Annotated in this window: 17 protein-coding genes and 11 pseudogenes; 12 read left to right on the top strand and 16 right to left on the bottom strand. The window is 57.4% G+C overall.

The genetic code is table 11. From position 1 onward, the window contains the following. Positions 1 to 1,494 precede the first annotated feature (1,494 nt). Complete coding sequence (locus ACV1FX_RS36805) at positions 1,495 to 1,695, top strand: hypothetical protein (protein WP_473122420.1); 201 nt, start codon at positions 1,495 to 1,497, stop codon at positions 1,693 to 1,695. A 20-nt stretch (positions 1,696 to 1,715) separates the two neighbouring features. Here the strand turns inward: ACV1FX_RS36805 and ACV1FX_RS36800 are convergent. After that, a pseudogene (locus tag ACV1FX_RS36800) lies at positions 1,716 to 1,892 on the bottom strand (transposase domain-containing protein); the annotation flags it as partial. 2 nt (positions 1,893 to 1,894) lie between these two features. Between ACV1FX_RS36800 and ACV1FX_RS36795 the strand changes: the two are divergent. Beyond that, positions 1,895 to 2,218: pseudogene (locus ACV1FX_RS36795) on the top strand (recombinase family protein); the annotation flags it as partial. Here ACV1FX_RS36795 and ACV1FX_RS36790 read toward each other — a convergent pair. From ACV1FX_RS36790 to tnpA (ACV1FX_RS36770), 5 genes and pseudogenes are all read right to left on the bottom strand, one after another. Further along, positions 2,211 to 2,698: pseudogene (locus tag ACV1FX_RS36790) on the bottom strand (IS66 family transposase). The pseudogenes ACV1FX_RS36795 and ACV1FX_RS36790 overlap by 8 nt on opposite strands. Then, positions 2,640 to 2,891, bottom strand: a complete 252-nt coding sequence (locus ACV1FX_RS36785; RefSeq protein WP_473122419.1) for an IS66 family transposase — start codon at positions 2,889 to 2,891, stop codon at positions 2,640 to 2,642. The pseudogene ACV1FX_RS36790 and the gene ACV1FX_RS36785 overlap by 59 nt, the downstream one beginning before the upstream one ends. Then, positions 2,852 to 3,385, bottom strand: a complete 534-nt coding sequence (locus ACV1FX_RS36780; RefSeq protein ID WP_473122418.1) for a transposase domain-containing protein — start codon at positions 3,383 to 3,385, stop codon at positions 2,852 to 2,854. The genes ACV1FX_RS36785 and ACV1FX_RS36780 overlap by 40 nt, the downstream gene beginning before the upstream one ends. Positions 3,386 to 3,435: 50 nt before the next feature. Further along, entirely contained in the window at positions 3,436 to 3,759 is a 324-nt protein-coding gene (tnpB, locus tag ACV1FX_RS36775) for an IS66 family insertion sequence element accessory protein TnpB (RefSeq protein WP_473122417.1), read from the bottom strand. Continuing rightward, positions 3,665 to 4,180 carry an IS66-like element accessory protein TnpA gene (gene tnpA, locus ACV1FX_RS36770; protein WP_473122416.1) on the bottom strand — a complete coding sequence of 172 codons (516 nt, stop codon included), beginning with the start codon at positions 4,178 to 4,180 and terminating at the stop codon, positions 3,665 to 3,667. The genes tnpB (ACV1FX_RS36775) and tnpA (ACV1FX_RS36770) overlap by 95 nt, the downstream gene beginning before the upstream one ends. A gap of 199 nt (positions 4,181 to 4,379) precedes the next feature. On the opposite strand from tnpA (ACV1FX_RS36770), the gene ACV1FX_RS36765 reads away from it, so the two are divergent. Both ACV1FX_RS36765 and ACV1FX_RS36760 read left to right on the top strand, forming a co-directional pair. Continuing rightward, positions 4,380 to 5,432 carry a KamA family radical SAM protein gene (locus ACV1FX_RS36765; protein WP_473122415.1) on the top strand — a complete coding sequence of 351 codons (1,053 nt, stop codon included), beginning with the start codon at positions 4,380 to 4,382 and terminating at the stop codon, positions 5,430 to 5,432. 195 nt (positions 5,433 to 5,627) lie between these two features. Then, positions 5,628 to 5,928 (top strand): annotated as a pseudogene (locus tag ACV1FX_RS36760) (transposase); the annotation flags it as partial. 27 nt (positions 5,929 to 5,955) lie between these two features. Here the strand turns inward: ACV1FX_RS36760 and ACV1FX_RS36755 are convergent. Beyond that, positions 5,956 to 7,443, bottom strand: a complete 1,488-nt coding sequence (locus tag ACV1FX_RS36755) for a CoA-binding protein (RefSeq protein ID WP_473122414.1) — start codon at positions 7,441 to 7,443, stop codon at positions 5,956 to 5,958. Positions 7,444 to 8,397: 954 nt separating this feature from the next. Between ACV1FX_RS36755 and ACV1FX_RS36750 the strand changes: the two genes are divergently transcribed. The 3 genes and pseudogenes from ACV1FX_RS36750 to ACV1FX_RS36740 all read left to right on the top strand — a co-directional run bounded on the left by ACV1FX_RS36750 (position 8,398) and on the right by ACV1FX_RS36740 (position 11,214). Then, positions 8,398 to 9,666, top strand: a complete 1,269-nt coding sequence (locus ACV1FX_RS36750) for an aminotransferase class I/II-fold pyridoxal phosphate-dependent enzyme (RefSeq protein ID WP_473122413.1) — start codon at positions 8,398 to 8,400, stop codon at positions 9,664 to 9,666. Between the two features lie 583 nt (positions 9,667 to 10,249). Beyond that, positions 10,250 to 10,732, top strand: a pseudogene (locus tag ACV1FX_RS36745) (IS5/IS1182 family transposase); the annotation flags it as partial. A 59-nt stretch (positions 10,733 to 10,791) separates the two neighbouring features. Next, positions 10,792 to 11,214: a hypothetical protein gene (locus ACV1FX_RS36740; protein WP_473122448.1), complete on the top strand. Its 423-nt coding sequence runs from the start codon at positions 10,792 to 10,794 to the stop codon at positions 11,212 to 11,214. A 245-nt stretch (positions 11,215 to 11,459) separates the two neighbouring features. On the opposite strand, the gene ectB is transcribed toward ACV1FX_RS36740, so the two are convergent. Beyond that, entirely contained in the window at positions 11,460 to 12,719 is a 1,260-nt protein-coding gene (gene ectB / locus ACV1FX_RS36735; RefSeq protein WP_473122446.1) for a diaminobutyrate--2-oxoglutarate transaminase, read from the bottom strand. Positions 12,720 to 13,579: 860 nt separating this feature from the next. Between ectB and ACV1FX_RS36730 the strand changes: the two are divergent. Next, a pseudogene (locus ACV1FX_RS36730) lies at positions 13,580 to 13,660 on the top strand (transposase); the annotation flags it as partial. 11 nt (positions 13,661 to 13,671) lie between these two features. Here the strand turns inward: ACV1FX_RS36730 and ACV1FX_RS36725 are convergent. After that, positions 13,672 to 14,708 (bottom strand): annotated as a pseudogene (locus ACV1FX_RS36725) (IS3 family transposase); the annotation flags it as partial. A 50-nt stretch (positions 14,709 to 14,758) separates the two neighbouring features. Between ACV1FX_RS36725 and ACV1FX_RS36720 the strand changes: the two are divergent. Next, positions 14,759 to 15,215 (top strand): annotated as a pseudogene (locus ACV1FX_RS36720) (transposase domain-containing protein); the annotation flags it as partial. Continuing rightward, entirely contained in the window at positions 15,195 to 15,338 is a 144-nt protein-coding gene (locus ACV1FX_RS36715; protein ID WP_473122445.1) for a transposase domain-containing protein, read from the top strand. The pseudogene ACV1FX_RS36720 and the gene ACV1FX_RS36715, both read left to right, overlap by 21 nt. Positions 15,339 to 15,387: 49 nt before the next feature. Here the strand turns inward: ACV1FX_RS36715 and ACV1FX_RS36710 are convergent. The 7 genes and pseudogenes from ACV1FX_RS36710 to ACV1FX_RS36680 all read right to left on the bottom strand — a co-directional run. Continuing rightward, positions 15,388 to 16,566: pseudogene (locus ACV1FX_RS36710) on the bottom strand (2-isopropylmalate synthase); the annotation flags it as partial. Positions 16,567 to 17,053: 487 nt separating this feature from the next. Continuing rightward, positions 17,054 to 18,213: pseudogene (locus ACV1FX_RS36705) on the bottom strand (IS3 family transposase); the annotation flags it as partial. Between the two features lie 827 nt (positions 18,214 to 19,040). Then, positions 19,041 to 20,054: pseudogene (gene tnpC / locus ACV1FX_RS36700) on the bottom strand (IS66 family transposase); the annotation flags it as partial. A gap of 47 nt (positions 20,055 to 20,101) precedes the next feature. Next, on the bottom strand, positions 20,102 to 20,449 hold the full coding sequence (gene tnpB, locus ACV1FX_RS36695) for an IS66 family insertion sequence element accessory protein TnpB (RefSeq protein WP_473122412.1): 348 nt from the start codon (positions 20,447 to 20,449) through the stop codon (positions 20,102 to 20,104). Continuing rightward, the gene (gene tnpA, locus ACV1FX_RS36690; protein ID WP_473122411.1) at positions 20,446 to 20,841 is read right to left on the bottom strand and encodes an IS66-like element accessory protein TnpA; all 396 of its coding nucleotides are present in this window, start codon (positions 20,839 to 20,841) and stop codon (positions 20,446 to 20,448) included. The genes tnpB (ACV1FX_RS36695) and tnpA (ACV1FX_RS36690) overlap by 4 nt, the downstream gene beginning before the upstream one ends. Positions 20,842 to 21,126: 285 nt before the next feature. Continuing rightward, on the bottom strand, positions 21,127 to 22,305 hold the full coding sequence (locus ACV1FX_RS36685; RefSeq protein ID WP_473122410.1) for a CaiB/BaiF CoA transferase family protein: 1,179 nt from the start codon (positions 22,303 to 22,305) through the stop codon (positions 21,127 to 21,129). A 564-nt stretch (positions 22,306 to 22,869) separates the two neighbouring features. Continuing rightward, positions 22,870 to 23,370 (bottom strand): GNAT family N-acetyltransferase, encoded by a 501-nt coding sequence (locus ACV1FX_RS36680; protein WP_473122409.1) that lies wholly within the window; start codon positions 23,368 to 23,370, stop codon positions 22,870 to 22,872. A gap of 339 nt (positions 23,371 to 23,709) precedes the next feature. Here ACV1FX_RS36680 and ACV1FX_RS36675 point away from each other — a divergent pair, with 339 nt between their 5' ends. Together ACV1FX_RS36675 and ACV1FX_RS36670 are read left to right on the top strand one after the other, a co-directional pair. Beyond that, positions 23,710 to 24,201 (top strand): GNAT family N-acetyltransferase, encoded by a 492-nt coding sequence (locus ACV1FX_RS36675; RefSeq protein ID WP_473122408.1) that lies wholly within the window; start codon positions 23,710 to 23,712, stop codon positions 24,199 to 24,201. A gap of 231 nt (positions 24,202 to 24,432) precedes the next feature. Continuing rightward, the gene (locus tag ACV1FX_RS36670; RefSeq protein ID WP_473122407.1) at positions 24,433 to 24,657 is read left to right on the top strand and encodes a transposase; all 225 of its coding nucleotides are present in this window, start codon (positions 24,433 to 24,435) and stop codon (positions 24,655 to 24,657) included. The last annotated feature ends 71 nt before the right edge of the window (positions 24,658 to 24,728 follow it).

The following is a 24,728-nucleotide window of genomic DNA, read 5'->3' as shown; positions in this document are numbered from 1 at the left end:
GGTGATCCGGTTTTCACTCACTACCGAGGCGTCGTAAGGAGATCGGCATTTGCAAGCTTGCTTACGGAGCGAACACGCGTGAATATAGCCGATCCGCCCCGCCACCCTTATTCCGAGGCGCTTGATCAAGCGCGATCAGGCAGATTTTAAGAGCTGTGCCTCGCTCTCGGGTGAGTCTCCACGAAGGTTGCATGCGCCAAACACATTTGCCGGGCGACTACTGCTCCGAGCTACATCAAGCAGGTCGTTTATCGCCGCCTACCTGGGAGAGCCGGCTCTGAGACCGACTTCTCACTCCGTGACCTGCTACTGTGTTTCATCCGGGCGGTTAGAGACTCGGAGTTTTGGGGCGATGCATCCGTTCAAGTGCGGTGAGCGAGGAATAAACCGACCTTCTCAGAGCAGCGGAAATGGTACTCAAAGCCGGTAGTGTAATCAAAAGTGCGTTGGTTGTGTGGTCGCGCCACGCGCCACGAACCACAGCGCATAACAATGTTTTTCGATCAGACCGCGTGCGTGGTCTTGTGATCATGAGTTTAGGCCCCTGGCTAGCCTTCATGACGGGACCACTGAGTATTGGATAATTAGAGTCCGGTCGTGTGGTCAACCGATAAGGAGAAATTCCCAGGTCGCCTACCGCTTCTCCTCTAATGACGGTCGGTAACACTAATCATGCTGGCCGCGTCGAAAGCTTCTTATTTTGAACTAGAACCGATGTCGCCCAACGGCTTTGAATTATCGTGCATTAGCCTTGTCAACAGCATCAACCATTCGGATCGTCTTTGACGATCATCCACGCCAAAGCGCCAGATGCTGAGAAAATAGAAAGAAACCCGATCAGAAGGGTGATCACCGACCCATTTTAACAGGATCGAATGGTACGCTTGGACACGGAAAATGGCCGTGTTTGAGAAGATCCTCAATCGAGTTGCAAAAAGGGGGATCAGCGTCTGGCAGATCTGATATGGCTCTTGCATCCTCAACTCGCCCCTAGCGCACGTTGCCGACCCATATTGCACACCATCTGTGTTGGTGAATGACTTGCGGGCAACGCGTCGGAGAACCGTAACCGGCATGAGGTCCCACGTCTGTGGTGATTAGCGGGCGCGCGTAGCGGATCGGCATCCAGTGTTGGCGCAAAGGCTTCGACGGCCGTTGGAATATCGAGGTGGGCGTTGCGCAGAAAGTCTCGGGTCTGGCGGCCGGTCCGTGGCGGTCCGAGCAGCGGACCGCCCTGATCGTCGCGACAGTGCAGCAGAATAGGCAGAAGCAGACGGTGATTGACGTTGCTGGCGTCCAGCAATGGCGCCCACGCCCACAGCCTGAGCCGCATCGCGGCGTAGAATCCCTGACACCATGGTCGCGGATCGACGTCGCCATTGGGTTGACGCCGGTGCATCGGGGCGAACTGGTTAGGCGTGGTGGAAAGGATCTGGCTATCTCGTTCTGACGCAGCGCAACGGCGGAGATCGCGGCGAACTCCGGGGTGCCGCCGTGGTTGAAAGCATCGGCATCAATGGCGAGCAGTGGGCAGATCCGGTCGAGCGGGCTCATCGACACCGGTCCGGCCACGACCGCGGCGACGTAGCCGTCGAGCATGGGGAGACTGGTGGCGGCAGGATGCTGATCGACGCGAGCCTGGATCCATCGCTCGAGCTCCACAAGCGGCATCGCGGCGGCTGCCATCGACGATGAAGCTTTAGGGTGACGTGGGCTCATGCTGCAGCCTGTGCGATGCGCTGGCGCGCCGCCTTCCAGTTCCAGGCCAGCAGCTCGTGGAGCTGATGGCTCTTGGTTCGCCCGGAGACGATGCGTTCCAGCACGTCGGCCAGGTAGGCCTGCGGATCGAGCTCGTGGAGTTTTGCCGTGTTCACGATCGACGCCAGGATCGCCCGGCCTTGAGGCTCGCGCCCGTGCTCTCGGTTGGAGCGAAGTCGAGGTTATTGATGATGACCTCGGCAAGTCTGGTGGCGGCGTTGCAAGACGTGGATTTGAGCGGTTGTTGGCGTTAATCTGCGAGGGCCGTGTCGGCGCGGTGTTTTCGATCGAGGCTTCCCGCCTCGCTCGAAACGGTCGAGACTGGCACACGTTGTTGGAGTTTTGCGGCTTGGTTGGCACGCTCATTGTCGATGAAGATGGCGTCTATGATTCTCGGTCGATCAACGATCGATTGCTCTTGGGGATGAAGGGAACGATGAGCGAGCTGGAGCTCAGCGTCTTCCCATGGCAATCGGGTGCATGGAACGCTCGACTGTATTGCTGTCGACCTCGACGCGGCTGCCGCTGAGAAACAGCGTCAACCCGTCCCAGTGATTGAGCGCATAGTTGATCGCCTCCGCCAGCTTCGACTGCGAGAAGAGCTGGTCGACCATCTCGGTCAGTTGCGCCTTGAGCGCCGCCAGCAGGCGGCAAGTCGCTGCTCGGCACTGCTGCCGCGGATCTCCGCCTCGATCGTATAGACTGCCTGCAGGCGTTCGATCACCTCACGCGCGAATGGCGACTGCATCGTCTTGTAGACCTCGACGAATTTGCGTCGGGCATGGGCGAGACAGAAAGCCAGCTGGATCGCGCCGCCATGCCGCGGGCAAGCGCCTTGTAGGCAGCATAACCATCCACCTGCAGAATGCCGGAAAAGCCCTTCAGCTGTCCGGCGATCTGGCAACCGCCGGCGGCGAGGGGCGGCCCCATGGCCGGTCATCCATGGCATGTGCCCAGAACTGGCAGATGCGGGGTCGATGTCGTCCAGGATCGAGCACCGGCATTGGCGTCTCATCGCAGAACACGCGCGGCGAGGCCTGGATCGTGCGCAGCTGAAGCTCATAGAGGCTCCTGAGCCACCAGGCCGCACGCTTCACCCAGCCGGCCAGCGTCGCCCGGTCGAGATGGAACACCCTGGCCGGCCAGAATTTGCACCTTCGGTGCAGCTGCGGCAGCCATATTTGGGACAGATCGTGCGCAGCACCCGCAGGATCGCCGGGATGATGTCCAGCACCTCGCTGACGTTCTCGCCGATCTTGTGGAGCTGACCCTGGCAGCACGGGCACGCCGTCGCCTCCGGCTCCAGCACCTGCTCGCAGCGCGGCAGGTGCTTTGGGAGTGCGCCGATGTTGCGGCGCGCCTTCTTGCGCACCTTGCCGGGCGGCTTCGCCGCAGGCGCATCGTCGTTGACCTGCACAGGCAACATGGCGTCGGTCTCGAGATCGCCCAGCTCAAGCGCGAGTTGCTCGTCCACGAGCACCGCAAGTCGCTCCGAGCGCTTCCCGAAGATCATCTCCTTGAGCGTCTGCATCGCCACACGCAGCTTCTCGATCTCTGCGTCAAGCGCGAGCACCATCTCGGTCAGAGCTGACGGATTGGTCGGGAGAGCATCGGGGCGAATCGCCATGACCAGACGATACATCCGCGCGCCACAGGCTCCAGCGAAATCCCCGCCTCTCAGCCGACAACGGCCGGTTGCCTCACAGGCTTGGGTGAGACACGCGTCCACTCGAGGCCATCGAGCAGCATCGCGAGCTGCGTCGCACTCAGATGTAGCACGCCGTCGCGGATCGGCGGCCAGGTGAAGCGTCCCTCGTGCAACCACTTCGTCACCAGCACCATGCCGCTGCCGTCCCACGCCAGAAGCTTCACTCTGTCCATGCGCTTGCTGCGGAACACGAAGACGTCACCGCAATACGGGTTCGAACGCAACGCTTCGCTCACCAGCGCCGACAGCGTGTGCACCGACTTGCGGAAATCGATCGGCTGTGTCGCTAACACAACCTTGAAGTCGGACCGTAACGCAATCACCGGCAACCCGGAGCGCCGCCAGCACCGTCGACAGCGTCGCCAACTCCACGCCCGGCTCGACGCGGATGCGCACTCCGCTCACTTCGATCTCGATCACCCCGCAGACCTTGGCCGAGGGCGCGGCGATCTCCAAAGCCTTTGCCGACGAAGCACGCTCGGACTCGCCAGCTGTCTCGCCACCGCTTCCGGCGCCAATTTGAATCGGCACGAAGTTCGGCGCCTTGCCGGCCACCGCCGCCGCAACTTGGCGTCGCCACACCGTGAGCAGCCCGCGGGAAACGTCATTGCGCCGCGCCACCTCGGAGATGTTCGCACCCGCCTCAAAGCTCTCCGCCACGATCCGGGCCTCCTCGCCCGTCCACCGTCGCCGTCGGCGCTTCCCAGTGATCACCTCGACGTGCGGCCGTCCTACACCGCTCTCTCAAATATTAGTCCGATATTCCTCACTAGAGTAGGTAGGTTTCCGTACACTATTGATGCTGTACTATTGGTAAGTAGCTCGCCGTGCGGGCGGAACGTCGGCTCATAAGATGGAACGAGGTGCAGCAATGACAAGCGTAGCTAATTCGCTGCATCTTAGAAGACAGGTCATGGAATTTATTGAAGGGACGCGCGTCGTTACTGAGGGTGAACTGCGGTCCAATAACATCACTCGTCATCAAGTCACAAGATTCTATCGCGAACAGATCACCAACAGTGGTTATTATGAGCAGCTTAGACACATTGTGGAGCCGTCAGTCGAGGAGTTCGAGAGTCCTGGTAGCTTAGATACGAGCGGCGAGCACGCCAACACGGTCGTGCCAGGTCTCCAGCACAAGTATGCCCAGACGGGGTTATTGCTGGTAACAGACCGTTGCGCTTCGTATTGCCGCTACTGCTTTCGAAAGCGCATGGTGGGTAAGACGTCTGATGAAATTGCGCCGGATTTCGCTCAGATCGCAGATTATATTCGCCAGCATCCTGAGATGACGAATGTGCTGCTATCTGGAGGCGATCCGTTCGTGCTCAGCACGGCGAGGCTCAATGAGATTCTTGATCATTTTTTGCCGATCGCACATTTGGATTCCATTCGATTCGGCACCAAAATGGTCGCCTATGAGCCCAAGCGGTTTGAGGATTCAGCTCTACCGGCTATGTTCCAAAGAATCAATCAAGCAGGCAAGGCAGCAACAATCGTCACACATTTCGATCACATCGGTGAGATCTCGGCGGATGCGGAGCTGAGAATTCGTTCTCTGCGAGCGCATGACGTGCAGTTCCTTAATCAGTCCGTGCTCCTCTCGAAAGTCAACGATGATCCTGAGATTTTGGCGGCGACGTTCGCCAAATGTCACCAAATCGGGGTGCGCCCTTATTATCTTTTTCAGGGCAGGCCAGTGAAAGGCGCGTCGCACTTTCAGGTTTCATTGCGCCGCGGACTAGAGATCGCGCGCGGGGTCAATCAACGTCTCAGCGGTATTCACAAAACATTCAAATACATTATGTCCCATTCCACAGGAAAGATCGAGATCCTGGATTTGGCAGACGATGGCCGCGTGTATATGCGATATCATCAAAACAAGGCTCCCGAAAAGATCGGAAAGATCTTCTCCCGGCCGTACGTCGAGACTGCCTGTTGGTTGGACGATTTGCCCGAAGGATAACAAGTGCTGCTTCGCACTATCGTTTATTCGGATGGCCAGCGCTTGGGCAATCGCGGACTTCTTTCTACATCCGGACGAGTTCGATCCGGTTTCCCTCGCCAAGAACGTCGGAATACCGTCCTGCAGGACGTGATTCGCTGAAATCTATGAAGCTGACCGCAGCGCAAGCCGGTCGACGAAGCCCGTAGCACGGCGATCAAGCTGATCCTCGACAATCATTCCGCACACATGTCGCGAGAAACACATGTCGCGAGAAACCAAAGCCTGGCTCGACACACGACCCGTAGGCCGCTTCGAATTTACCTTCACGCCCAAGCACGGTTCCTGGCTCAACCTCATCGAGGGCTCCTTCTCCAAATTCGTCCGCTCCGTCCTGCGTCACATCCGGGTGACCTCAAAACACGAACTTAACGAGCGCATAATGGCCGGCATCGACGACGTCAATCGCTACCCCGTCATCGACACGTGGTCCTACAAGTTCGCCCAGGCTGCCTGATATGATTCGAACCACGAAAACGCAGACCTAGGTCGAGGCATGCCACTTGATCACTTTGCCCAGTGCTCGAACCGAGACCCCTGTGCCTTGCAGGATAGGTCGGCCCGCATACATGGGCGGGCTGCCATCAGCTTTCTGATTCCGAGAGACCCCACTGATTTGCGAGACTGGGATAGGAACAATTTCGGGATATCGGGCGACCAGTTCATTAAGAACGAGGCCGATCGGTGATTCGTTATCGATGCTCATTGGCAAATCCATGCCCCAGAGAAGAATGTCAAACTCACCGCTTTGCCCGAGTATCTCCAAACAGCCGCTCAGGACCTCGGAATCGAAGGAGGTTTGGGCACTCAGATCCAGGGGGTTCAATCCGTTCGCGAATCTCGGAAGGGCGGTGGCCAGTCGGTTGCGCAATTGGTCCGAGAACGAAGCGAGCTTGAGGCTCGGTGTCGACAAAATCAAGTCGGCCATGATGTTTCCCATACCACCTGAAAAGCTTATAAAGGCCACGCGATTGCCCCGCGGTTTGCGGGATGCCCTGAAAGCCACAACAGTTTCGATCAAGTCCTCGACCGAATAAACTGTGATCACTCCCAATTCTTCCAGGAGCCGCATGTCGTTTTCATAGCTGTTCGCAGCTTGCGTTGCCGTATGTCGATTGACGGCATTTCGTACCTCCTGATGAGCGCCGACCCGCAACATGATGATCGGCTTGCCCTTTTCCCGGGCTTCCTTGCAGGCGACCGCGAAGCGTCCGGGATCCCTGATTCCCTCGGAATAACTAAGGATGACCTCTGTTTGTGGATCGTGGGCGAGAAACTTTATTACATCAGCGGTCGTGATGCTGACTTCGTTGCCCGTCGTCGCGATTTTGCTGATGCCCACGCCCCTGACAATTAACGGATGCATCGTTGCAACCATCTGCCCGCTCTGGAAGACGCCACTGACAGATCCCGCAACTATCTTCGGTATCCTGCTTTCCCAGACGGCGATGATCGGTCGGTGCAGATTGATAACTCCGATGGTATTGGGGCCAACGACTGTTGTCGTCGAGTTTTCTGCCCAGCCCCGGATTCGCTCTTGCCTTGCGCGGCCTTCGTCTGAATCAAGTTCTGCGAAGCCGCTCGAGATGATCTGTGCGGCGCCTACCAACTTTCGCTTGCATTCATCCAGAACTGGCAAAATGTTCTCAGCCCGAACGCATAGTATGGCCAGATCTACCTGGAATGGGACGTCTGAGATGCTCCTGTAGCAGTCCACACCGTCAACTCTACTGTAGTTCGGGTTTATGGCTGCGATATTTCCATCGAAACCGGACTCCACAATATTGTTGAGGATACTTTTCGCGATGCTAGGCTTTGGCGTAGCTCCCACCACGACAACTCCGTGAGGTTCGAAGAGAGATCGAAGGTTACGTCCGGCGGCGGTCATCACTGATTTGCCTAAATCAGATCGATAAAACTGCGTCGCATCACTCGCTGCTTGCACGGTTGTGTCTTCGCTAATCCTAGACATGAAATTTCCTCGTATAGACGAGAGTGGGGGAGGGGCGAAGGATGAGCTAGATTTTCCGATGTCCTTCAAGCGACGCGAGCATCGAACCGGACTTTATATCTCCTCTCCGCGCATGGGCAGGACCTCGTGATCCATCTGGGACAAAGCCACTAACGTGTTCAGCGATCCGCGCGACTTGTCGGAGCAAGCTTTGCCGCCCTCTAAATGAAGTAAAGCATGGCCCGTCCTTCGCGTCTGAATGCATTCAGCTCTCCCCTCAGTGTTGTCGCGTCGAAATAGCAAGCTTGCGACGTTCAGTTAGCAACGGCCGTGCCAGATAGCGCTCAAGAGCATTAAGCGTCTGATTTGGTTTGAAAAGTCTACATCTCCGCAAACGGAGGCCCGTGTTTCTAACCCGAGCACTGTCGGATTGTCGTCAGAAGCGGTACAAGAATCACCGAATGCCAACACTGAGGCCCTGGCCGACCATTGTCATCGATGCGAGTAGGCCGCCGCGCGACGACGTCGGGTAGAGGGATAGCCCGATCGTTGCATGCTATCGCCGACTCGTAACGTGCGGGTAAGTCGGTGACGATGCGACTGCCGCAAGATCGCAGTGTTAATCTACAACAACCTCCACCGCGGCATGCACCGCAGAGGCCCCCGCGTGGATAAATGTAAGCTCGAATCGCGGCCGTACCCTCCCTAACCTGTAGCGCCCAGCCAAATCTCTGGGATTCTTGTTGCAGATAATTCCAGGCGACCCGGTCGGGATGTTTCTTAGGAATGTCTATCTATTGCCCTGTATGATTTGGTAGCTGCCCAAGCGAGCTAGCCGGTGGTTCAGTTCTTTGAACAAGAGGACCGATCGATCTGCCCGTAAGATTTCACCAAAACTCCAGAGTCAGGTAACTTCGCTATCGGGCGGACAAGCTGAGCGGCCGCATATTCTCGTAAATCGGAATGGAGAATTGGATGCAAGCATGGATGGCTGTCCCGGATGATGGGGGCCCGACCGAGCACTGGCGAAACACCACTGACCCGATTAGCGAAAGTTGGCTCTACTTCGATGCAGTCGACCCGGCTGGGCTCATGCCGGTCCAGGCACGATCCCTTAGGGGACGCACCATCGCGTGGGGCGACGCTTCGTTTGAGAGTCGTCCGAGGGCCATTGATTTCGCACGAAGTTCCTACCTTGGCCTCGACAATCATCCGGTGATTGTCTCTGAGGCGATTAAGGCGCTTGAGGCGCAGCGCTTCTGCGCTCCAACGCAGCTCTATTTAGAACTCCTGGGGCAGCTTGAAGAAGCCTTGTCTGAGATGTTCTCCGCCCGCGTGCTCGCTTTTTCCAGTGCGATGCTCGCCAATCTTGGCGGGATGGCGATACTAGCTTCGGGCGCATTGACGGGCGGAAGGAAGCCGGTGGTCGTGTTCGATCCCTATGCACACATCTCGCTCGCTTATCACAAGCCGGTCCTGGCTAGCAATACACGCGTGGAAACGATCGCCCATAACGACATCGACGCTATCGAACGTTTGTGCCGTGAAAATCAAGCGGTTGCCTATGTATGCGATGGTGTTTCTTCTCTGGGATGCTATTTGCTGATCAAGGAACTGCGACAGCTCCAGGATCGTTATGGTCTCTTTCTTTATATCGACGATGCTCACGGCATATCAATCTTCGGAAGCCACGGTGAAGGATTTGCTCGCGCTCAGCTTCCGCGAGTGTTTGGTGAACGAACGATCATAGCAGGCTCCCTAGCCAATGGATTCGGCGCCTCGGGCGGATTGTTGATGCTTGGAGCGGCCGGTCAGGAGGCGCTGTTTCGACGATACTCTATTCCCCAGGTGTTTTTCGAGATCCCCACTCTGGCTGCGGTCGGTGCAGCCCTTGGGTCGTGCGAAATTCACCGCTCATCAGAACTCGGCGAGCGCCAAGAGAAATTGGCGCAACGTATTGCCCTCTTTGATCGCCGTGTCATTACAGCCCAACAAGGAAATTCGCTCCCAATCAGAATGATCGCCATCGGATCAGAGGCCCACGCGATTGAAATCGCAAGACGGCTTCTGGATGGAGGCTTTTATACGTCGGTCACATTCTTCCCAATGGTCGGAAGAAGAAGGGGGGCGGCGATTCGCATGTGCATTACAGCGCGGCATGAGCTCCGCGACGTAGAGCGACTTTGTGATAGCATTTTGGAAAATGTTGGCGAAACGACCGGAAAGCCTTATCCTCTGCGGTGATCAAATTTAAAACGAACGGATCAGCAGAGCCGCCCTGTCGGAGTCACGCAATTGCTGGAATGGGACTGCTCTGGCGATAATGAAGCATACTGAGCATGGCGGCTCGAAGTACTGACGTCAGCTTTCCTTCTCGCTGTATTCTTCACTGCGTGACCCACGCGAGGACGGCACCGAAACAGCTCCGACTGACCTAGATTCATCAGTTGAGGAGCACACGACTAAAGGCTCATAGTGGACTGTGATCATGAATCTGATCAAACCTCGTTCGTGCACCTCTGGAGCATCAATCGTGTTCATTGGGATAACTCGTCACGGCTACTGGGGCGCCCGCGAACAGAGCGGGAGTTTTGGCGGCTTGTTCGTAAACCGAGCGTACGCTCTGAAATACGCATTATCCAAGAATGGGCATGATCTAGAGCGCATTGTCAACGTACCGTCCGAGATCGAACTTGATGTTTTCTAAACGGGCAGTACGCGACTCGACGTCTGATTGGATAAAATCGAAGAGCTGAGATCTGTTTTAGGGGCTACGAGTAGCGGGAAAACTCTTGTGCACGATAGTGATCGTTCGCACATGCCCATTTTTCAGCCCGCATTCGAGCGAAGCGACCTCAACCATTGGGCAAGCGACTCGGCGACAAGCTGGAGCTTTTGCTGGCCGACAGTGTAAGGGTCACACACGAGGCCGGCGCGCTGCGCACGCGCGATCTTAAGCTGGTAACGGTGGACACGCTGTGCAGCCAAGATCAACAACCTCCCGACCAACGCCAAGCTGGTGCATGCGGCGATCATGGGTTCAATCGTCTGGCCTGCAAGTACGGCCTTAAGCTGCGGCAATCGTATCTGCGCGTCTCCAAGCGAGCGGCAATGATGGCGCCGACAGTTGCGCAGCTTGCGGACGTGGCTCGGCCGTCTCACCAGCGACGTCCGCCGCAAGATCGTCGGGCAGCCGGGGGCTGAGGTGCGTTCGACGGCTGGTTTCACGCGGCGCGCAGATCCTCTCCCAGTGCAGCGTCAGAGCGGATGGAAGCTCGATTACCTTCACGGGCCCGACGAATGCATCGGCGCCTTACGATTTCGGCGCAAAGCCGCGATCAAAACGCCAGCGTCCCAGGCAGCCATTTTGTGCTGCACGCCAAGGCGCGGCCGGGCAACGCGTATGACGGCCAAACGTTCGGCGAGGTCAACGGGAAGCTTACCCGTTCCGAGATCGAGCGCGCCTATGTGGCCACAATCACCGCCTCGTCCTCGCATGGATCAGCGCTTCTGCTCCTCGCCCGCATCGCGGCCATCCGGCTCATCGGCTGGACGAGGTTCTGCCCTGGAATTGAACGCCAGCATCAGCACTGTCCGCTCGAGCGGCATCACGAGGCACGTCAATTCCGTCCATCACGTCATCACCCAGCTCGCGAAATATCTCGGCGAAGACGAAGGTTGGCTGAGGACGTCGTCATGTGGATCTATGGCGTCGGAAAAGACGGCCTCCTGGCGTTCACCGACGTCGGAATCGAATGCCTCATCGAGCTGATCAGATTCTACAAAGATTAGCCCAGGGCTACCCAAGCGCTAACCCTGCGGCTACGCCGAATGGATTCAGAGAAACGCACCCGCTGCGAACGCTGCCAGTCGGAAACACCGATTTGCTTTTTTTCCTTCACACGACATGGCTGGCGTGTGGTCGCAACAAATTGTACTGATAGGCCCAAACCTAAAGATGGCTAATTTAGTGCGACCGCGCGATGGCGACGCGTCGATCTGCTCGTGAATCAGTTGGCCATTTTTTCGGCCCGGCATCAGTCGCTACAACCTTTCAGTGCTTCAGCCAGCGCTTCTTCGAAGATATCAAGCCCGCGATCTAGTGTCTCAAGATCGATCGTTAGTGCTGGCAAAAATTTTACAACTTGATCGGCCGGGCCGCATCGCTCAATCATCAGTCCCTTCTCAAAGGCCCTAACCGCCGTAGCCTTCGCGACTTCGGACGTTTGGCAATCGAATCCCAACACCATGCCTCGTCCTCGAACATCGAAAGTATTTCCGTGGCGTGACGCAATAGAATCGAGTCGTTGCCGCATAAGTGCTCCCATGCGGTGAACTTCACGCGAGAGTGTCTGGCACCGCCAATAAAGATTTATAGCTGCGGTTGCAGATACGAGTGCGAGGTTGTTGCCTCGAAAGGTGCCTGTGTGTTCTCCAGGTCCCCACGTATCGAGACCCTCTTTGATCAACAGCATTGATAGTGGCAAACCATATCCGCTTAGTGCTTTCGAGAGCACGACAAGATCCGGCGACAACGCCGCGAACTCAAAGCTAAAGAAATCGCCCGTGCGACCGCAGCCCATCTGGATGTCGTCGACTATAAAAACGGCCCCGGCTTCTTTAGCTATGGCCTGTATAGATTGCAGCCATTCCTTGCGGGCAACGTTTATCCCTCCTTCTCCTTGAATAGTTTCCACGAGAATGGCAGCCGGCGAATCGATGCCACTGCTCTCGTCCTGCAGTGCTTTTCGCAGATAGTCAGCCGTATTAAGATCGGGGCCAAGATAGCCATCATAGGGCATGAAAGTGGCGCCGCATAAAGGAACCCCGCTGCTTGCGCGATAAAGGCGATTGCCGCTCGCGGCAATCGCTCCTAAGCTCATACCATGATATCCATGTGTGAATGAAATGACATTTTGACGTCCCGTGAGCTTACGCGCGAGCTTTAAAGCCGCCTCAATGGCGTTAGCACCAGTTGGCCCTGTGAATTGGAAACGATATCGCATGCCTCGTTCGTGAAGTATGACAGAGTTGAAAGTCTCCATGAACTCGATCTTTGCAGGAGTAGCGATGTCAAGCCCGTGGACTACGGCGTCCGATTCTAGATACTCGGTAATAGCAGCTCCAATTGAAGGATTGTTGTGGCCGTAATTCAACGCCCCAGCGCCAGAAAAGAAATCAATGAACGTTTCCGCCTCCTCCGTCAGCATAATCGATCCGTGGGCTCGATTGAAAATAGCTGGAAACGAACGTGAGTATGTTCTGACGTTTGATTCTAGTTGTTCGACTACCCTCATGCCGCGAGCCTCGCCAATGGCTTCACCCATGCTTATGTCCTCCCTAGCAACGGATTGAAATGGACGGTTGCGCGTCTGACGGGTTGTGCTCCAGTGAACAGAGAGATCGGGAATTCGCCGCGCTTGTCGCTAGAACTGCCGTGCACTACGCCTAGGAGCCGATGTGCCTCGGCTGGCTTATCCGGAAACCGCGTAATAGGACACCTACTAACTCTATTAGTCTCCTGTGCTTGAGGTCTATGCCCCTCAACTGATATAATTCTGAAGTCCAGGGAGAAGGTGCTGTGTTTCCACTTTCAAGGTCGGGCTCGATTAAATCCGGATGACTGCGTGCGTGTGCTCCTGTGTCGCTCGCCGGGAAGGTTTTCGGAGCCCCACTGGGGTCGCGTGCTGCGCGTCCGAGGCAAGGATTCACAAGCATTGAGGCGTGGCCCCAACTCGATGGCCTCTGATTCAGAGCTCGCGGCGTGACGAGCGTCGCGGAAGAATCCACTCGCTTGTTGCGGTAGCTTCCGACCTGATGCTGCGCGCCAACGGGAGCGGTTGGTCTCGCCGTTCATAGTATATGCGGAAAGTTATGATGAGATGCATTTGCGGGAGCTGCATCATGTGGTCTCGGGTATTACGGCGCGACTGGCACGCGGATTTTCCGAGCCATTGTTGCGGGCGGGCGGAAGCTGGCGTCTTGGCAACCTATCGAGACGTGCGATGCCATTCATCCATAGAGACGATCCGCGGCCCCGTGGGCGACCATCGGCACGAAGATGTGTTCGCGCTGACCAATCGCTGGAGCTCTTGACCTTGCCCCACGGGCTTAATCCAGGTTGAAGTTCGTTCTGGCCCCACGCGAGGACCAGAGCATGAAGCGCAGCCGCTTTTCGGAAGAGCAGATCATCGGGATTTTGAAGGAGCGCGAGGCTGGCGTTTCAGTTGCTGAGCTGCCACTGAGTTTTCATCCAGCGACGGTTAGAGTCTCGGGGTTTTGTACGCCAAGTGGCGCGGGTGGAGCAACGGACGATCGGCGGAGCTGGTCGGGGTTGCGTAGCCGATCGTCCGTTGCGGTGAGGTGGGCGGCATAGGCCGCGGGGGTCAGGTATTTCAACGATGAGTGAGGGCGTCGGAGATTGTAGTCGGCGATCCAGTTAGCGATCTTGCCGCGGGCGTCGTCGAGGTCGAAGAACAGGGTCTCGTTGAGCAGCTCATCGCGCATGCGCCCATTAAGGCTTTCGATGAAGCCGTTCTGCATCGGCTTGCCAGGCGCGATAAAGTGCCAATCGATAGCGGCATCCTTGCACCAGGCGAGCATGGCATTGCAGGTGAACTCTGTGCCATGATCGGACACGATCATTCCCGGCTTGCCGCGTTGTTCGACGATTGCTGTGAGTTCGCGGGCGACGCGCCGTCCGGAGATTGACGTATCGGGAATCGCCCCCAGACATTCCTTGGTCACGTCATCGATGATGTTGAGGATCCGGAAGCGCCGGCCGTTGGCAAACTGGTCGTGGACAAAGTCCAGTGACCAGCGCGCGTTGGGCTTGGCCTCCATTAGGATCGGGGCCCGGGTCCCTACAGCCTTGCGGCGGGCTCGCCGCTTGCGGACGACGAGTCCTTCCTCCCGATAAAGCCTGTAGATCCGGTTGATCCCCGATGGCTCGCCCTCCCGCCGCAGCAGGACGAACAGCCGGCGGTAGCCGAAGCGCCGCCGCTCGTTGGCGAGATCGCGCAGCCGGCCCCGCAGTTCTGCCTCTGGAGGGCGGCTCGAGCAATAGCGGATCATCTTCCGATCCGCGCCGACGATCGAGCAGGCCCGCCGTTCCGACAGGCTCATGACAGCCTGCAGATGCGCGACAGCAGCGCGCTTGGCGGCGGGCCCTACCATTTTTTTGAAAGAAGCTCGCGAAGGGCGGCCACATCGAGCATCTGCTCAGCCAGAAGCTTCTTCAACTTCGCGTTCTCCTCTTCCAAGGCCTTCAGTCGCTTGGCCTCGGAGTGACCTGCCACTGAACTTTCATCCAGCAGCGGGTAGAGTCTCGGGGCCAATGACGCCGCCCGATCTCGAACTCCCGAATGACTTAGAGACGCTGAACGCCATGGTGCTTGCCATGGATGGGAAGGCGGCCCGCGCCGACGCTCTGGAGAGCGAGGTCGCCGATCTCAAGACCGCAACGCCGATGCCGATGCCGCATCGAGTGGCTGACGCAGATCCTGAAGGCATTCGACCGTGCCCGGTTCGGCCGGTGATCGGAAAGCTCGGCTCCAACGACGATAAACAGCAGCCCTTCATCTTCGAGGAGATCGAGACCGGCATCGTAGAGATCAACGCCCAGGTCAGCAAGGGCCGGCGCAAGCGGACGACAAGCGTGCACCTCGTCGGCGCAAGGGCTTTGCGCCCCATCTGGAACGCGTCGAAACCGTCATTGAGCCGGAAGAGCTGGCTGAGCACGGGGCAAGCAGAAGGCGCTGATCGCCGAGGACATGTCGGAGAGCGTCTCGATGTGGAAGATGAACCACGCCGATCCGTTCGCCTGGCTCACCCTAACGCTTCAGCGTATCGCCAACGATTGGCCGAGTAGCCGAATCGACGCCGCGCTTACTTTTGCTCGTGCCAACATGCGTTGATCGCCCACGCGCTCCTCCGGCATGTTCGTGTCTTTGTTCGGAGTCAATACTTGGCTAGCTCGGCAGCAACCAAAGCTCTGATATCGTCATCAGAAATGTGCTTCTTTTGATCTGCCAAAGCCTTAAATTGCACGAACGCTTGCTCTAAGCAGATCTCGGAATGCCGGTAGCCGAGGTCCTGCACCTTCCGGGCGAACGCATGTCGGCCAGAGTTCCTTCCTATCACCAAAGACATTTGATCCGCGCCAACGCTCTCCGGTTTCATAATTTCGTATGTCTGTGCATTCTTCAACATGCCATCTTGATGGATGCCCGCCTCGTGCGCGAACGCATTTCGACCAACGATCGCCTTATTGTACTGCACGGGAAATGAAGTCGCCTCGCTCACTAGTCTGGATGCGCGAGCGAACATCTTGGCCTGAATATTGGTCCAGTAAGGCAGCACATCGCCGCGGACCTGGATGGCCATGACGATTTCTTCCATCGACGCGTTTCCCGCGCGCTCACCAATTCCATTGATCGTGCACTCAACCTGTCGGGCGCCAGCGCAGATTCCGGCGAGCGAGTTCGAAACTGCCACCCCAAGGTCGTTGTGACAATGGACCGAAAATCGTACCTTACTAGAGTTGGGTACGCGTTGCTGGGCCATCCTAACCATTCCCGCGTATTCTTCCGGCATAGAATAGCCGACCGTATCTGCCAAGTTGATGGTGGTTGCGCCAGCCTTGATCGCTGCCTCAATGCAACGGCATAGGAACTCAGGATCGCTGCGAGTGGCGTCTTCAGCAGTCCACTCGACATTGTCAGTATAAAGTTTTGCCCTTTCTACTTGGGCGATCACCAACTCGTAAACCTGATGGGCTTCCATTTGAAGCTTCCACTTCATATGGATTGGTGAAGTGGAAATGAACGTATTGATACGACCGTGCTTGGCAGGCCTGATCGCCTCGGCGCAACGATCGATGTCTTCTCGCGTAGCACGGGAAAGTCCACAGACCACAGCGTTCGTTGTCCGTTTTGCAATCGCATGGACTGCCGTATAGTCTGCCGCCGATGCGGCTGGATAGCCTGCCTCGATGACATCGACCCTCATTTCGTCGAGTATCTCTGCAATCTGAAGCTTTTCGTCATGTGTCATTGTCGCACCTGGCGACTGCTCCCCATCACGCAAGGTCGTATCGAAGACGATGATTTGCTGTTTTTCGGAGGTATGGTTTACAGAACTCATACAACTGTCCCTTCTTTTGTTACTGAAGATCATGGGAAACCGTTTCCCCAATCCGCGCTGGAGCGAGATCGCGAACTGTGCCTCCTCTATTCTACACGTTCTAGTAACACTTTCTTGGGAAAGCCCCCAAACTCCCTCGAATTGCTCTCATCCGCGATCACCACCGGAAATCGTCTTTCGTAACCGATGGCTGAGGAGCTGGTGCTGCAGTTCTCATGCGCCGATCAGTTCCTTGCGGAAGCCACCAAAGATGGGCGATCCGTAGCCACCACATCCACTCGACCTCCATAAAGAGGGTGCTTCTAATAGTTTGAACCTGTTGCTAGGCGCTCACGCCACTCGCACGGCAACTAAGCTACAAGGTCGCCCAGCGATCGCATACTGTCTAGTTTGATAGTTCTGTCTGACGTTTCGCTCGTGGATGAGCGTTACTCAGTCCACTTGGAGTTGCCCCCCCCCATTGGACCGGACACTCGGCTGGTTTGAGTGATGCAATGTACTCCCGCGGCGAGCGGTAGCCCAGCCGGTAATGCGGGTGTACTGAGTTGTAATCCTCCATCCAGTCTCCGATCCGCAGCAGCGCGGTGCGCGCGTCAGGGATCGGGTTCACACGAAAATAGTCGCGCTTGAATGCTTTCACGAAGGCCTCGGCCTTACCGTTGCTCTCAGGGCTTTCGACGGACGTGAAGCAAGGCTTAACGTTCAGGGCCGCGGCTCTCAAGGATGCGATAGGCAGCGAAGATCGAGCATTCTGGGTCAGCCATTGCACCTTGCGAGGAGCCCGGATGTCGCCGAACCGCCATTCGACGCAGCGGACCATCATGTCCCGGATCATCTCGCCGGAGATCCCAGCCGTTGTGGCCACCCAGCTGATGATTCTCGGTCATGGCTGTCCAGGGCAAAGGCAACCCGCACGATCTCGCCATTTCAACAGGTGAACTCGAGCGCGTTCGGACACCAACGAACATTGGAACGGCTTGTCATGTTCGTTCCATCATGAGCCCGCGGGATGCGAAGCCGCCCTTTTTCATCAGCCGGTAGACGCCGGCATCGACGGGATCGTGGCCGGCGGATCGCCGCGCGCGCTTGCGCAGCGCGGCGAGCCGCCGGTATAGCTCGGCCGGCTATCCGCTAGGCGCCGGATATCAGATGTGAGCTCCGCATCCCCGGCGCGGGTCTCGGGACAGCGCTTTGGATGCTCGCCGTCAACTCGCTCAACCAGGTTGGAACGGACCAGCCGAGAGTCTCTGCGATCCGTTTCACGGGGTATCCTCCAGTGCTGGCGATCGCGACAGCAAGGTCGGCTTTTTTTCCCGCGCAACCTCAAGAGCCTTGAGGATCTCGACCGCCGGGGTCTTGCGGCCGAGCATGCGTTCGGGTCTCGAACTCGTTCCTCCAGCCGCCGGACACCCTGGATGCTGCGACCACATCCTCATCCGCCCGCACCGCTTCCTTGCCCCCTTTCGCTCATTAGCCGTCTCCATCGGTAGACCAGGCTCGTGGAGAGCCCATGGCGACGGGCAACATAGCTGATCGACATGCCCGGTTGCAGCGTCTCATTGGCGACCAAGAGCTTCTGCTCCGTCGTAAACCGTCGCCGGCGGGCAACGCCGTGATGACTTCCACCTTCGAAAAGGCCTTGGACATAGGCGTATGCCTAGGACTATGCCTGGTTCCTCCGGCTAACGCCGGTGTTCGGTCAAGACAGGGAGCAGTTCACCACGGCAAAGCTCTTGCGAGAATAAGGGAGTAAATTGGCACCTTTCAGGCTCTCCATCATAGCAAGAAGCTCTCGATGGGGGAGCAAGAGCGAAGTACAGAGGTCGGGGTACTGGCTGCGATGATCGGCATCGATGCGCCGGAGCAAGGGGCGCGACGGCGTATAGCGCTGCCGTCAGGCCACCAGCTCCCGATGAGGATTCAGCGCGGGCTTGCTCGACCGGATCCAGCCGGATCGGGAACTGAAGCGGTGAGGCGTGACCGCACTTGCCCGAAGAAAAATGCCGCCGAGTACTACAGCTTCTCTTGCACGTAGAGGTCTCACTGATGATGGGGTAGCCGCACGAAATCGGAGAGGAGAGTTCGTCAACCCTTGCGATGTGGTGCGGTCGTTCGACGCCTTGAGAGGCGTCTGTCAGTCGGCCGCTCTCTCTGGCGCCGTACTGGGAGCCTCCTATGGAGCCAACCGTGCCACGCCATCGCCTCGCGATCGAGAGGATCGCCCGTACGCATACGACGAAGACCGCCTGATTGACGCATGCGCGCGGGGACGGCGAACGCTATGATGGTGTTGCGTGGAGGTCAGGCGGCCTGGTGATCGGCGGGCCCGCCGCCTTCGCGCAGGAGCTTCCATTCCCAGGGCAATAGTTCGTGCAGACGCGATGCCGGAAGATCGGCGATACGGGCGAGGACGTCGGCGAGCCAGGACCTTCGCCGGCAGTCAGCGTGGCGCCGACCGTGCCGCCATCATGCAGCTTCTTCTGCGGGTCGAACAGCGGCTCGAAGCCGTTGTAGCAATCGGCTTGCAGGATACCGGCGAAGGCGGCCAGATGTTTCTGGGGATGCTCGCCTCGTCGGTCGCTCGAGGCGTAATAGACCGCCGCCGGCGGCGCAGGCCCGGCGAAGGGCCGGTCATCCCGCACATAAGTCCAGATCCGCCCGGTCGTGCACTTGCCCTTCGCCAGAATACGGATGGTGGTGTCATCGCCATGAAGGCGCTCGGCCGCGAGCAGATGGCGTTCGATCAAGTGGAAGAGCGGCATGACGGCGAAGGTCCCGTGGCCGACCTGGTCGGCCAGCGTCGACAACGGCAGGTCGATCCCCTCGCATTTGAAGCGCGCACTCTGGCGGTTGAGTGGGATATGCATGCCGAACTTGTCGAACAGGATCGTCGCCAGCAATTGTGGGCCGATAAAGCCGCGCGGCGTGGCATGGAACGGCGCGGGCGGCTGGCTGATCTTCTCGCAATCGCGGCAGGTAAACTTCTCGCGTACCGTCTCGATCAGCTTGAAGCGGCGCGGGATCTCCTCCAGCGTCTTGGTCACATCCTCACCAATCTTCGCCAGCCGCGATCCACCGCAGCAGGCGCAGGTCGTTGGAGCCTCAATGATGACGCGCTCGCGTTCGATGTCATCCGGCCATGGCTTGCGCACCGGCCGCTTGCGCATGAAGGGGCGGACGTTCTGCGTCTTCGCCGCTGCGGCCTGCGCGGCAAGCTCATCCTCGCTCGCCGTGGTGACGAGTTCTTCGAGCTCCAACTCCAGCTGCTCGAGCAACCGTGCCGTGCGCTCGGAGCGCTGCCCGTACAGTTCGCGTTTGAGCTTCTCGATCCGCAGCTCGAGATGCGCGATCAGCGCCTCGTTGTCCGACAGCTCCGCCCGCGCACTGGCAGCCACCGCCTCGGCTCGCAGCCGCGCCTCACGCTCGGCTTGCAGCGCCGCCAGGGCACTCACGAGGTCCGATGGAAGATCGTCCGGCTCCGATATCATGGAGCCATTGAATCAGATCAAGCAGCAGATTCAAACCGTAAAAGCGGCTATCCGACCCGCGTCGGACGGTGGGTTTCTTGTGGGTGCCTCCAGTCGATGCCAGACAGCAAGTAAGACAACTGCGCCGGCGAGATCGATACCGCGCCATCCGCCGCCGACGGCCAAATGAATCGCCCCCGTTCCAAACGTTTCGTAAATAGGCAGGCACCCTGCGAGTCGTGCCAGATCACCTTCAGCAGATCACCTCTGCGACCGCGGAAGCAGAATAAATGGCCGCCCAGCGGGTCCTTGCCAAGCACTTCCTGAACCTGCAACGCCAAGGAGGGAAATCCTGTGCGCATATCCGTGTGGCCCGTCGCCAGCCACACTCGCACGCCCGTCGGGATCGGGATCATCGGCGTTCCAGTCCACGAGCAATTCGAACCACCGCCTCGACGTCCGCGCCGGGACCGAAGACCACGCGCAACCCTTTCGGGCTCACGATTTCGATCTGGCCCGCCTCGACAGCTTCCGTCGCTGGCGGCGTGCCCGGCACAACTATCGCAGGGACGAATGTCGGGCCGATCGAACCCTCGCCAGCCCGATGAGGGGACGCCAAAGCCTTGCGCCAATTCAGCAGAAGCTGACGTGAGATCCTGTACCGGCGAGCGGTCGCCGAAACCAGTCGTGGTCCCGCCAAGCTCTCCTCTACGATCCTGAGCTTCTCCGCACGCGTCCAGCGTCGCCGCCGACCGGTCTCAACCACCTCTATGCGGCTCAGCACCGCACTGTCCTTATGCACGTCCATAACGACAGTCAGCTACACAGCCGAACTTTTCACAAGGCGGCGTTGCTCGGATGCGTACGATCGCCCAGACAGGACGTATCCTGAACGGGCCAGCATTCATCCCCACTATTATCTGGGAGAGCTTTGCCGCTGAGGGGCTTAGCCTGCCGTTCGGCGACCCAGACGGTCCGGTCCCGATTTTTTCCAAAACGAAATGTCTTGATAGAGGCGCGTTGTGCGCCATCACTAGCTCTGATCAGCCAGGTCAAAAGTTTGTCCCGTGATCGTGCTCAAGTCGTTGAGAAATCAGGCCGCAAGTTCCCTAACTCGGGCCAATTCTCGGATCTCGATTTCTGAATAGCCGAGCGTCTTGAGAATCGAAGCAGTGTCGCCGCCGAGCGAAGAGACAATGGAAACTCGCCCGACGCTCTCTCTATCGAACTCAAGCGGCAGCGTAGGAATATCAATTGTATGACCCGCCTCATCGATCATCGCAACCAGCCGACCTGGGCGGCGGACGTGTGGATCGTCGAGCAGTTCTTCCGGCGCGTTGATGGGAGCGAAGGGTATGCTCACATGGTCGAGCTCTGTCGTAAGGTATTCTAGGTCGTGCTGTCGCAGTCGTTCCGCGATAAGCGGCAACAGCCGGGGCCGATTGTCGATGCGTTGCTGAAACGTCATCAGGTCCGGATCACTCAGGAGCGCTTCCAGGCCGAATGTGCGACATAGGGCTTTCCATTGACTTTCGGTAGTCACCGCGATGAAGAGTCGCTTATTGTCACGGGTGGTGAAGATGTCGTAGACAGGCCAGCATAGGATTCGCTGCTGCATTGGCGGCACAGGTGCGCCAGTCATCTGATACTGAACAATATGTTGCGCCACACTGAAGAGACAATTTTCGAAAAGACCGATGCGGATTTCGGAACCCTTCCCGCTCGTTTCACGCTCTCGAAGTGCGGCGAGGATCCCTATTACTCCGAACATCCCACCCATGATATCATTCACAGAAGTGCCGACTCGAAGCGGAACGTCGCGTGACCCCGTCATATACGCGAGACCAGCCATCATCTGTACGACCTCATCGAGCGCAGGTCGATGTTCATAGGGGCCACTTAGGAAACCCTTGTGAGCTGCGACGATCAGCTTTGGAAAGAGCTCCGTAAGGCTGGCCGCGTCCAATCCATTGTTCGCCATCGTCTCGTCCTTGAAGTTCTCGATGAAAACATCCGAGCGTTCGAGAAGACGGAATAGTGCGTCTTTTCCCAGTTTTGTGCCCACGTCCAGAACGAGGCTTCTCTTTCCGCGATTGAAAAGCGGGAAAAAGCTGGTCCCCATGCCCTTCAGCGCACGCGTTTTGTCACCGGCCGGCGGTTCAACTTTAATGACGTCCGCACCGAGTTGAGAAAGTATCATGCCACAGGAAGGCCCCATGATCATGTGACTCATTTCTACTATCTTAATGCCGCGTAGCGGGAGTTTATGCATTATGTCCTCTGCGTAGATACCGGCCGTTGTTCACCGTTGTAGCACCGGAACGACGTCCCGTTCATTAACGGCGCTCTCGCGAGATTCCGAACGGGGTTTATCCGCGCCATCCCCTCCGCGACGTGCACAGCGCATTCTCCTGCAAATGAAGCTACAACGTCAGGGTTGGGGCGACTACTATCAATTTTGCTAGCTGTACTGGCGGTCCTTCATCTACGATTATCAACCAGTCCACCGCGAGAGAGACCGGTCCAATTGCCGCCGAATTAACGCGTGCTTGTTGCGCAAGTGTCCCATGATTTCGGCGAACGACGCTTAACAGTGCGCAATCGGGAGTAACCCTCCTGCCGTCCTTCGGTTGACTTGCGATACATGCCTGCCATGAGCTGATCGGTGGAGCTGAAGGGATGGCAAATGCCATAGTTGATGCTAGGCAAGAAGGGGACTCCTATCGTCGCGTCGAGGTGATCACTTTGTGATTTGTGACCTGTCGCAGGACGATCGGTTACCGTCCTCTGGATTGGCCATGCGTCGTAATTGTTCTTCCGCGTAGTGTGATTAACTTCACGCCATTATAAGCCTTTCAAAAAGCAGGATGTCGTGGTGCTTTCCCCGATGGCAGAAGACTTCTGGAAGGCACCCGGCGGTCGAAAATCCACATCTCCTTTCTGCGAACGAAACAACTTCGGGCGCATCCTTGAAAAGCAGCGCAAAAATGCAGTGTAGATTGAGCTTACTCGATCGACCTAGAATCGTCTGCCCAAGGGCGGTGCCGATGCCCTTACGACGAAATGTATCCCGAACGTAAAGCGACATCTCGGCTGTTTGCTTAACGTCTTCCTTGACTCGGTAGCGAGTGAGTGCCGCCCAGCCAACCACGACAGTCCTATCTACGCAGACGTAGGACTCAAATGACGGTACCGTCTCGAATAAGAATTCCTTCATTTCTTCGATAGTCCAAGGGCGCATCCCTTGCGTCGATTCCCTTGCACAGCACGCTGCGTTATAGATGTCTATCACACTGGGTATGTCATCTAATCGCAAAGGACGCACTTCGTAGGACATCAAAAATGCTCCAATTCTCTTGCCCGGCGTGGCATCTGGACAGTTAGGCTGAGGTACGTTGAAGAGAGCAACGCAATGCAGGTGAGGTCGATTAGACGGGTACGAGCGTGTCAGGCTCGGAAGCTTGCTGCAACCTACCAAGGCCGATAGCTTGTTTGGACAAATCTGATATGCTTTGTTCACTGCCATGAAGGAACCCACTCCCGCGGAGGCAACAAGTGAGCTTCAGTGCAAGAAGCGGACGATGAGTTACCGATACACGCATAACCTTCCAGCTAGAGCGTATGGCGTCTCGTAAGTCACTAGCGCTCAAGCCGACACAGGTGACAGGTGATAGTAATGTTTCGACGCGCAACTCATGCTGACGCCAATGTAATGGCAAAGATCTATAACCAGTCGTTGAAGCCAGGTGTGTTTGCCGTGAGCCAAGACCTCCCAGACACTGATGAAAGACGCATCGCCTGGCTTGAGGAACATCAAGATCCTTTCCCTGCGTTCGTTTACCAGATCGAAAACGGCACGGTGATTGGTTGGTGCGCGTTGAGCCGGTTTTCCGTGCGTCCAGAATATACAGATATAGCCGAAACGTCCCGCTACATTGATGAGAATCATCGAGGGAAGGGCGTTGGAAGGCAAATGTTTGAGTACTTGATTGAAACAGCGGCCAGCTTAGGATTGAGACTACTGTTGTCGCGCGCGTATGAACGGAACACTCGAACCATAAAAAGTACCGTTCCGTTCGGATTTCGACCCGTTGCGGTGCTACACGAAGCAGCGCGGATTCACGATGAGTGGCACAACGATGTATTTTTATGGAAGAGACTTCGCTGATGAAAATCTTGCCGCCTGACCTTCACGCAACGCCAACATAGAGCTCGCCGTGCCTGCGCGCACGCCTCAACCACGCGGTCTTCGTCGTTCTTCGCCCTATGCGTACGACCGACTCGCTCGATCTCCCCTAAACGACCCTCGGTGCGAGGTAAGCGGCGATTTACTTCCACCTTGTTGCTGATGAACTGATCGGCAAAATGCGCTCCGTCTTGAAGAGGACGGTGTGCATAGATGATCGAGCGTGTTGTCGACGCATCGCAGCTGCGGGTCCGGCGGCGCTTGAGTGACGAGGTTAAGGGACGCATCGTTGCGGAATCCTTTGTTCCGGGCTCGATTGTCTCGGACGTCGCGCGGCGCAACGGTCTTTCGCCGCAGCATTTGTTGACCTGGCGCAAGGCGGGTATCCCTCCATTGAGGGCCGCCTTGCCTGATGAGCGGGATCGCTGCAGGTCCTAGGGGTAATCCTAGGAGAAGCGCTATGACGATTTCGAGGGCGGAGGTAATCACATCGGTCGAGCGGCGGCGCC

This window comes from Bradyrhizobium ingae (genome assembly GCF_055791185.1).
This window is presented reverse-complemented; position numbering and strand designations above follow the sequence as displayed.

What these genes read in the sequence shown, in the direction of transcription:
- ACV1FX_RS36675 (WP_473122408.1), top strand. Translation starts at nt 23,710, where the DNA reads ATGTTTCGACGCGCAACTCATGCTGACGCCAATGTAATGGCAAAGATC.
- ACV1FX_RS36685 (WP_473122410.1), bottom strand. Translation starts at nt 22,305, where the DNA reads ATGCATAAACTCCCGCTACGCGGCATTAAGATAGTAGAAATGAGTCAC.
- ACV1FX_RS36765 (WP_473122415.1), top strand. Translation starts at nt 4,380, where the DNA reads ATGGAATTTATTGAAGGGACGCGCGTCGTTACTGAGGGTGAACTGCGG.
- ectB (WP_473122446.1), bottom strand. Translation starts at nt 12,719, where the DNA reads ATGAGGGTAGTCGAACAACTAGAATCAAACGTCAGAACATACTCACGT.
- ACV1FX_RS36780 (WP_473122418.1), bottom strand. Translation starts at nt 3,385, where the DNA reads ATGGCGATTCGCCCCGATGCTCTCCCGACCAATCCGTCAGCTCTGACC.
- tnpB (WP_473122412.1), bottom strand. Translation starts at nt 20,449, where the DNA reads ATGATCCCGATCCCGACGGGCGTGCGAGTGTGGCTGGCGACGGGCCAC.
- ACV1FX_RS36680 (WP_473122409.1), bottom strand. Translation starts at nt 23,370, where the DNA reads ATGTCCTACGAAGTGCGTCCTTTGCGATTAGATGACATACCCAGTGTG.
- ACV1FX_RS36670 (WP_473122407.1), top strand. Translation starts at nt 24,433, where the DNA reads ATGATCGAGCGTGTTGTCGACGCATCGCAGCTGCGGGTCCGGCGGCGC.
- ACV1FX_RS36715 (WP_473122445.1), top strand. Translation starts at nt 15,195, where the DNA reads ATGTCGGAGAGCGTCTCGATGTGGAAGATGAACCACGCCGATCCGTTC.
- tnpA (WP_473122411.1), bottom strand. Translation starts at nt 20,841, where the DNA reads ATGGACGTGCATAAGGACAGTGCGGTGCTGAGCCGCATAGAGGTGGTT.
- ACV1FX_RS36755 (WP_473122414.1), bottom strand. Translation starts at nt 7,443, where the DNA reads ATGTCTAGGATTAGCGAAGACACAACCGTGCAAGCAGCGAGTGATGCG.
- ACV1FX_RS36750 (WP_473122413.1), top strand. Translation starts at nt 8,398, where the DNA reads ATGCAAGCATGGATGGCTGTCCCGGATGATGGGGGCCCGACCGAGCAC.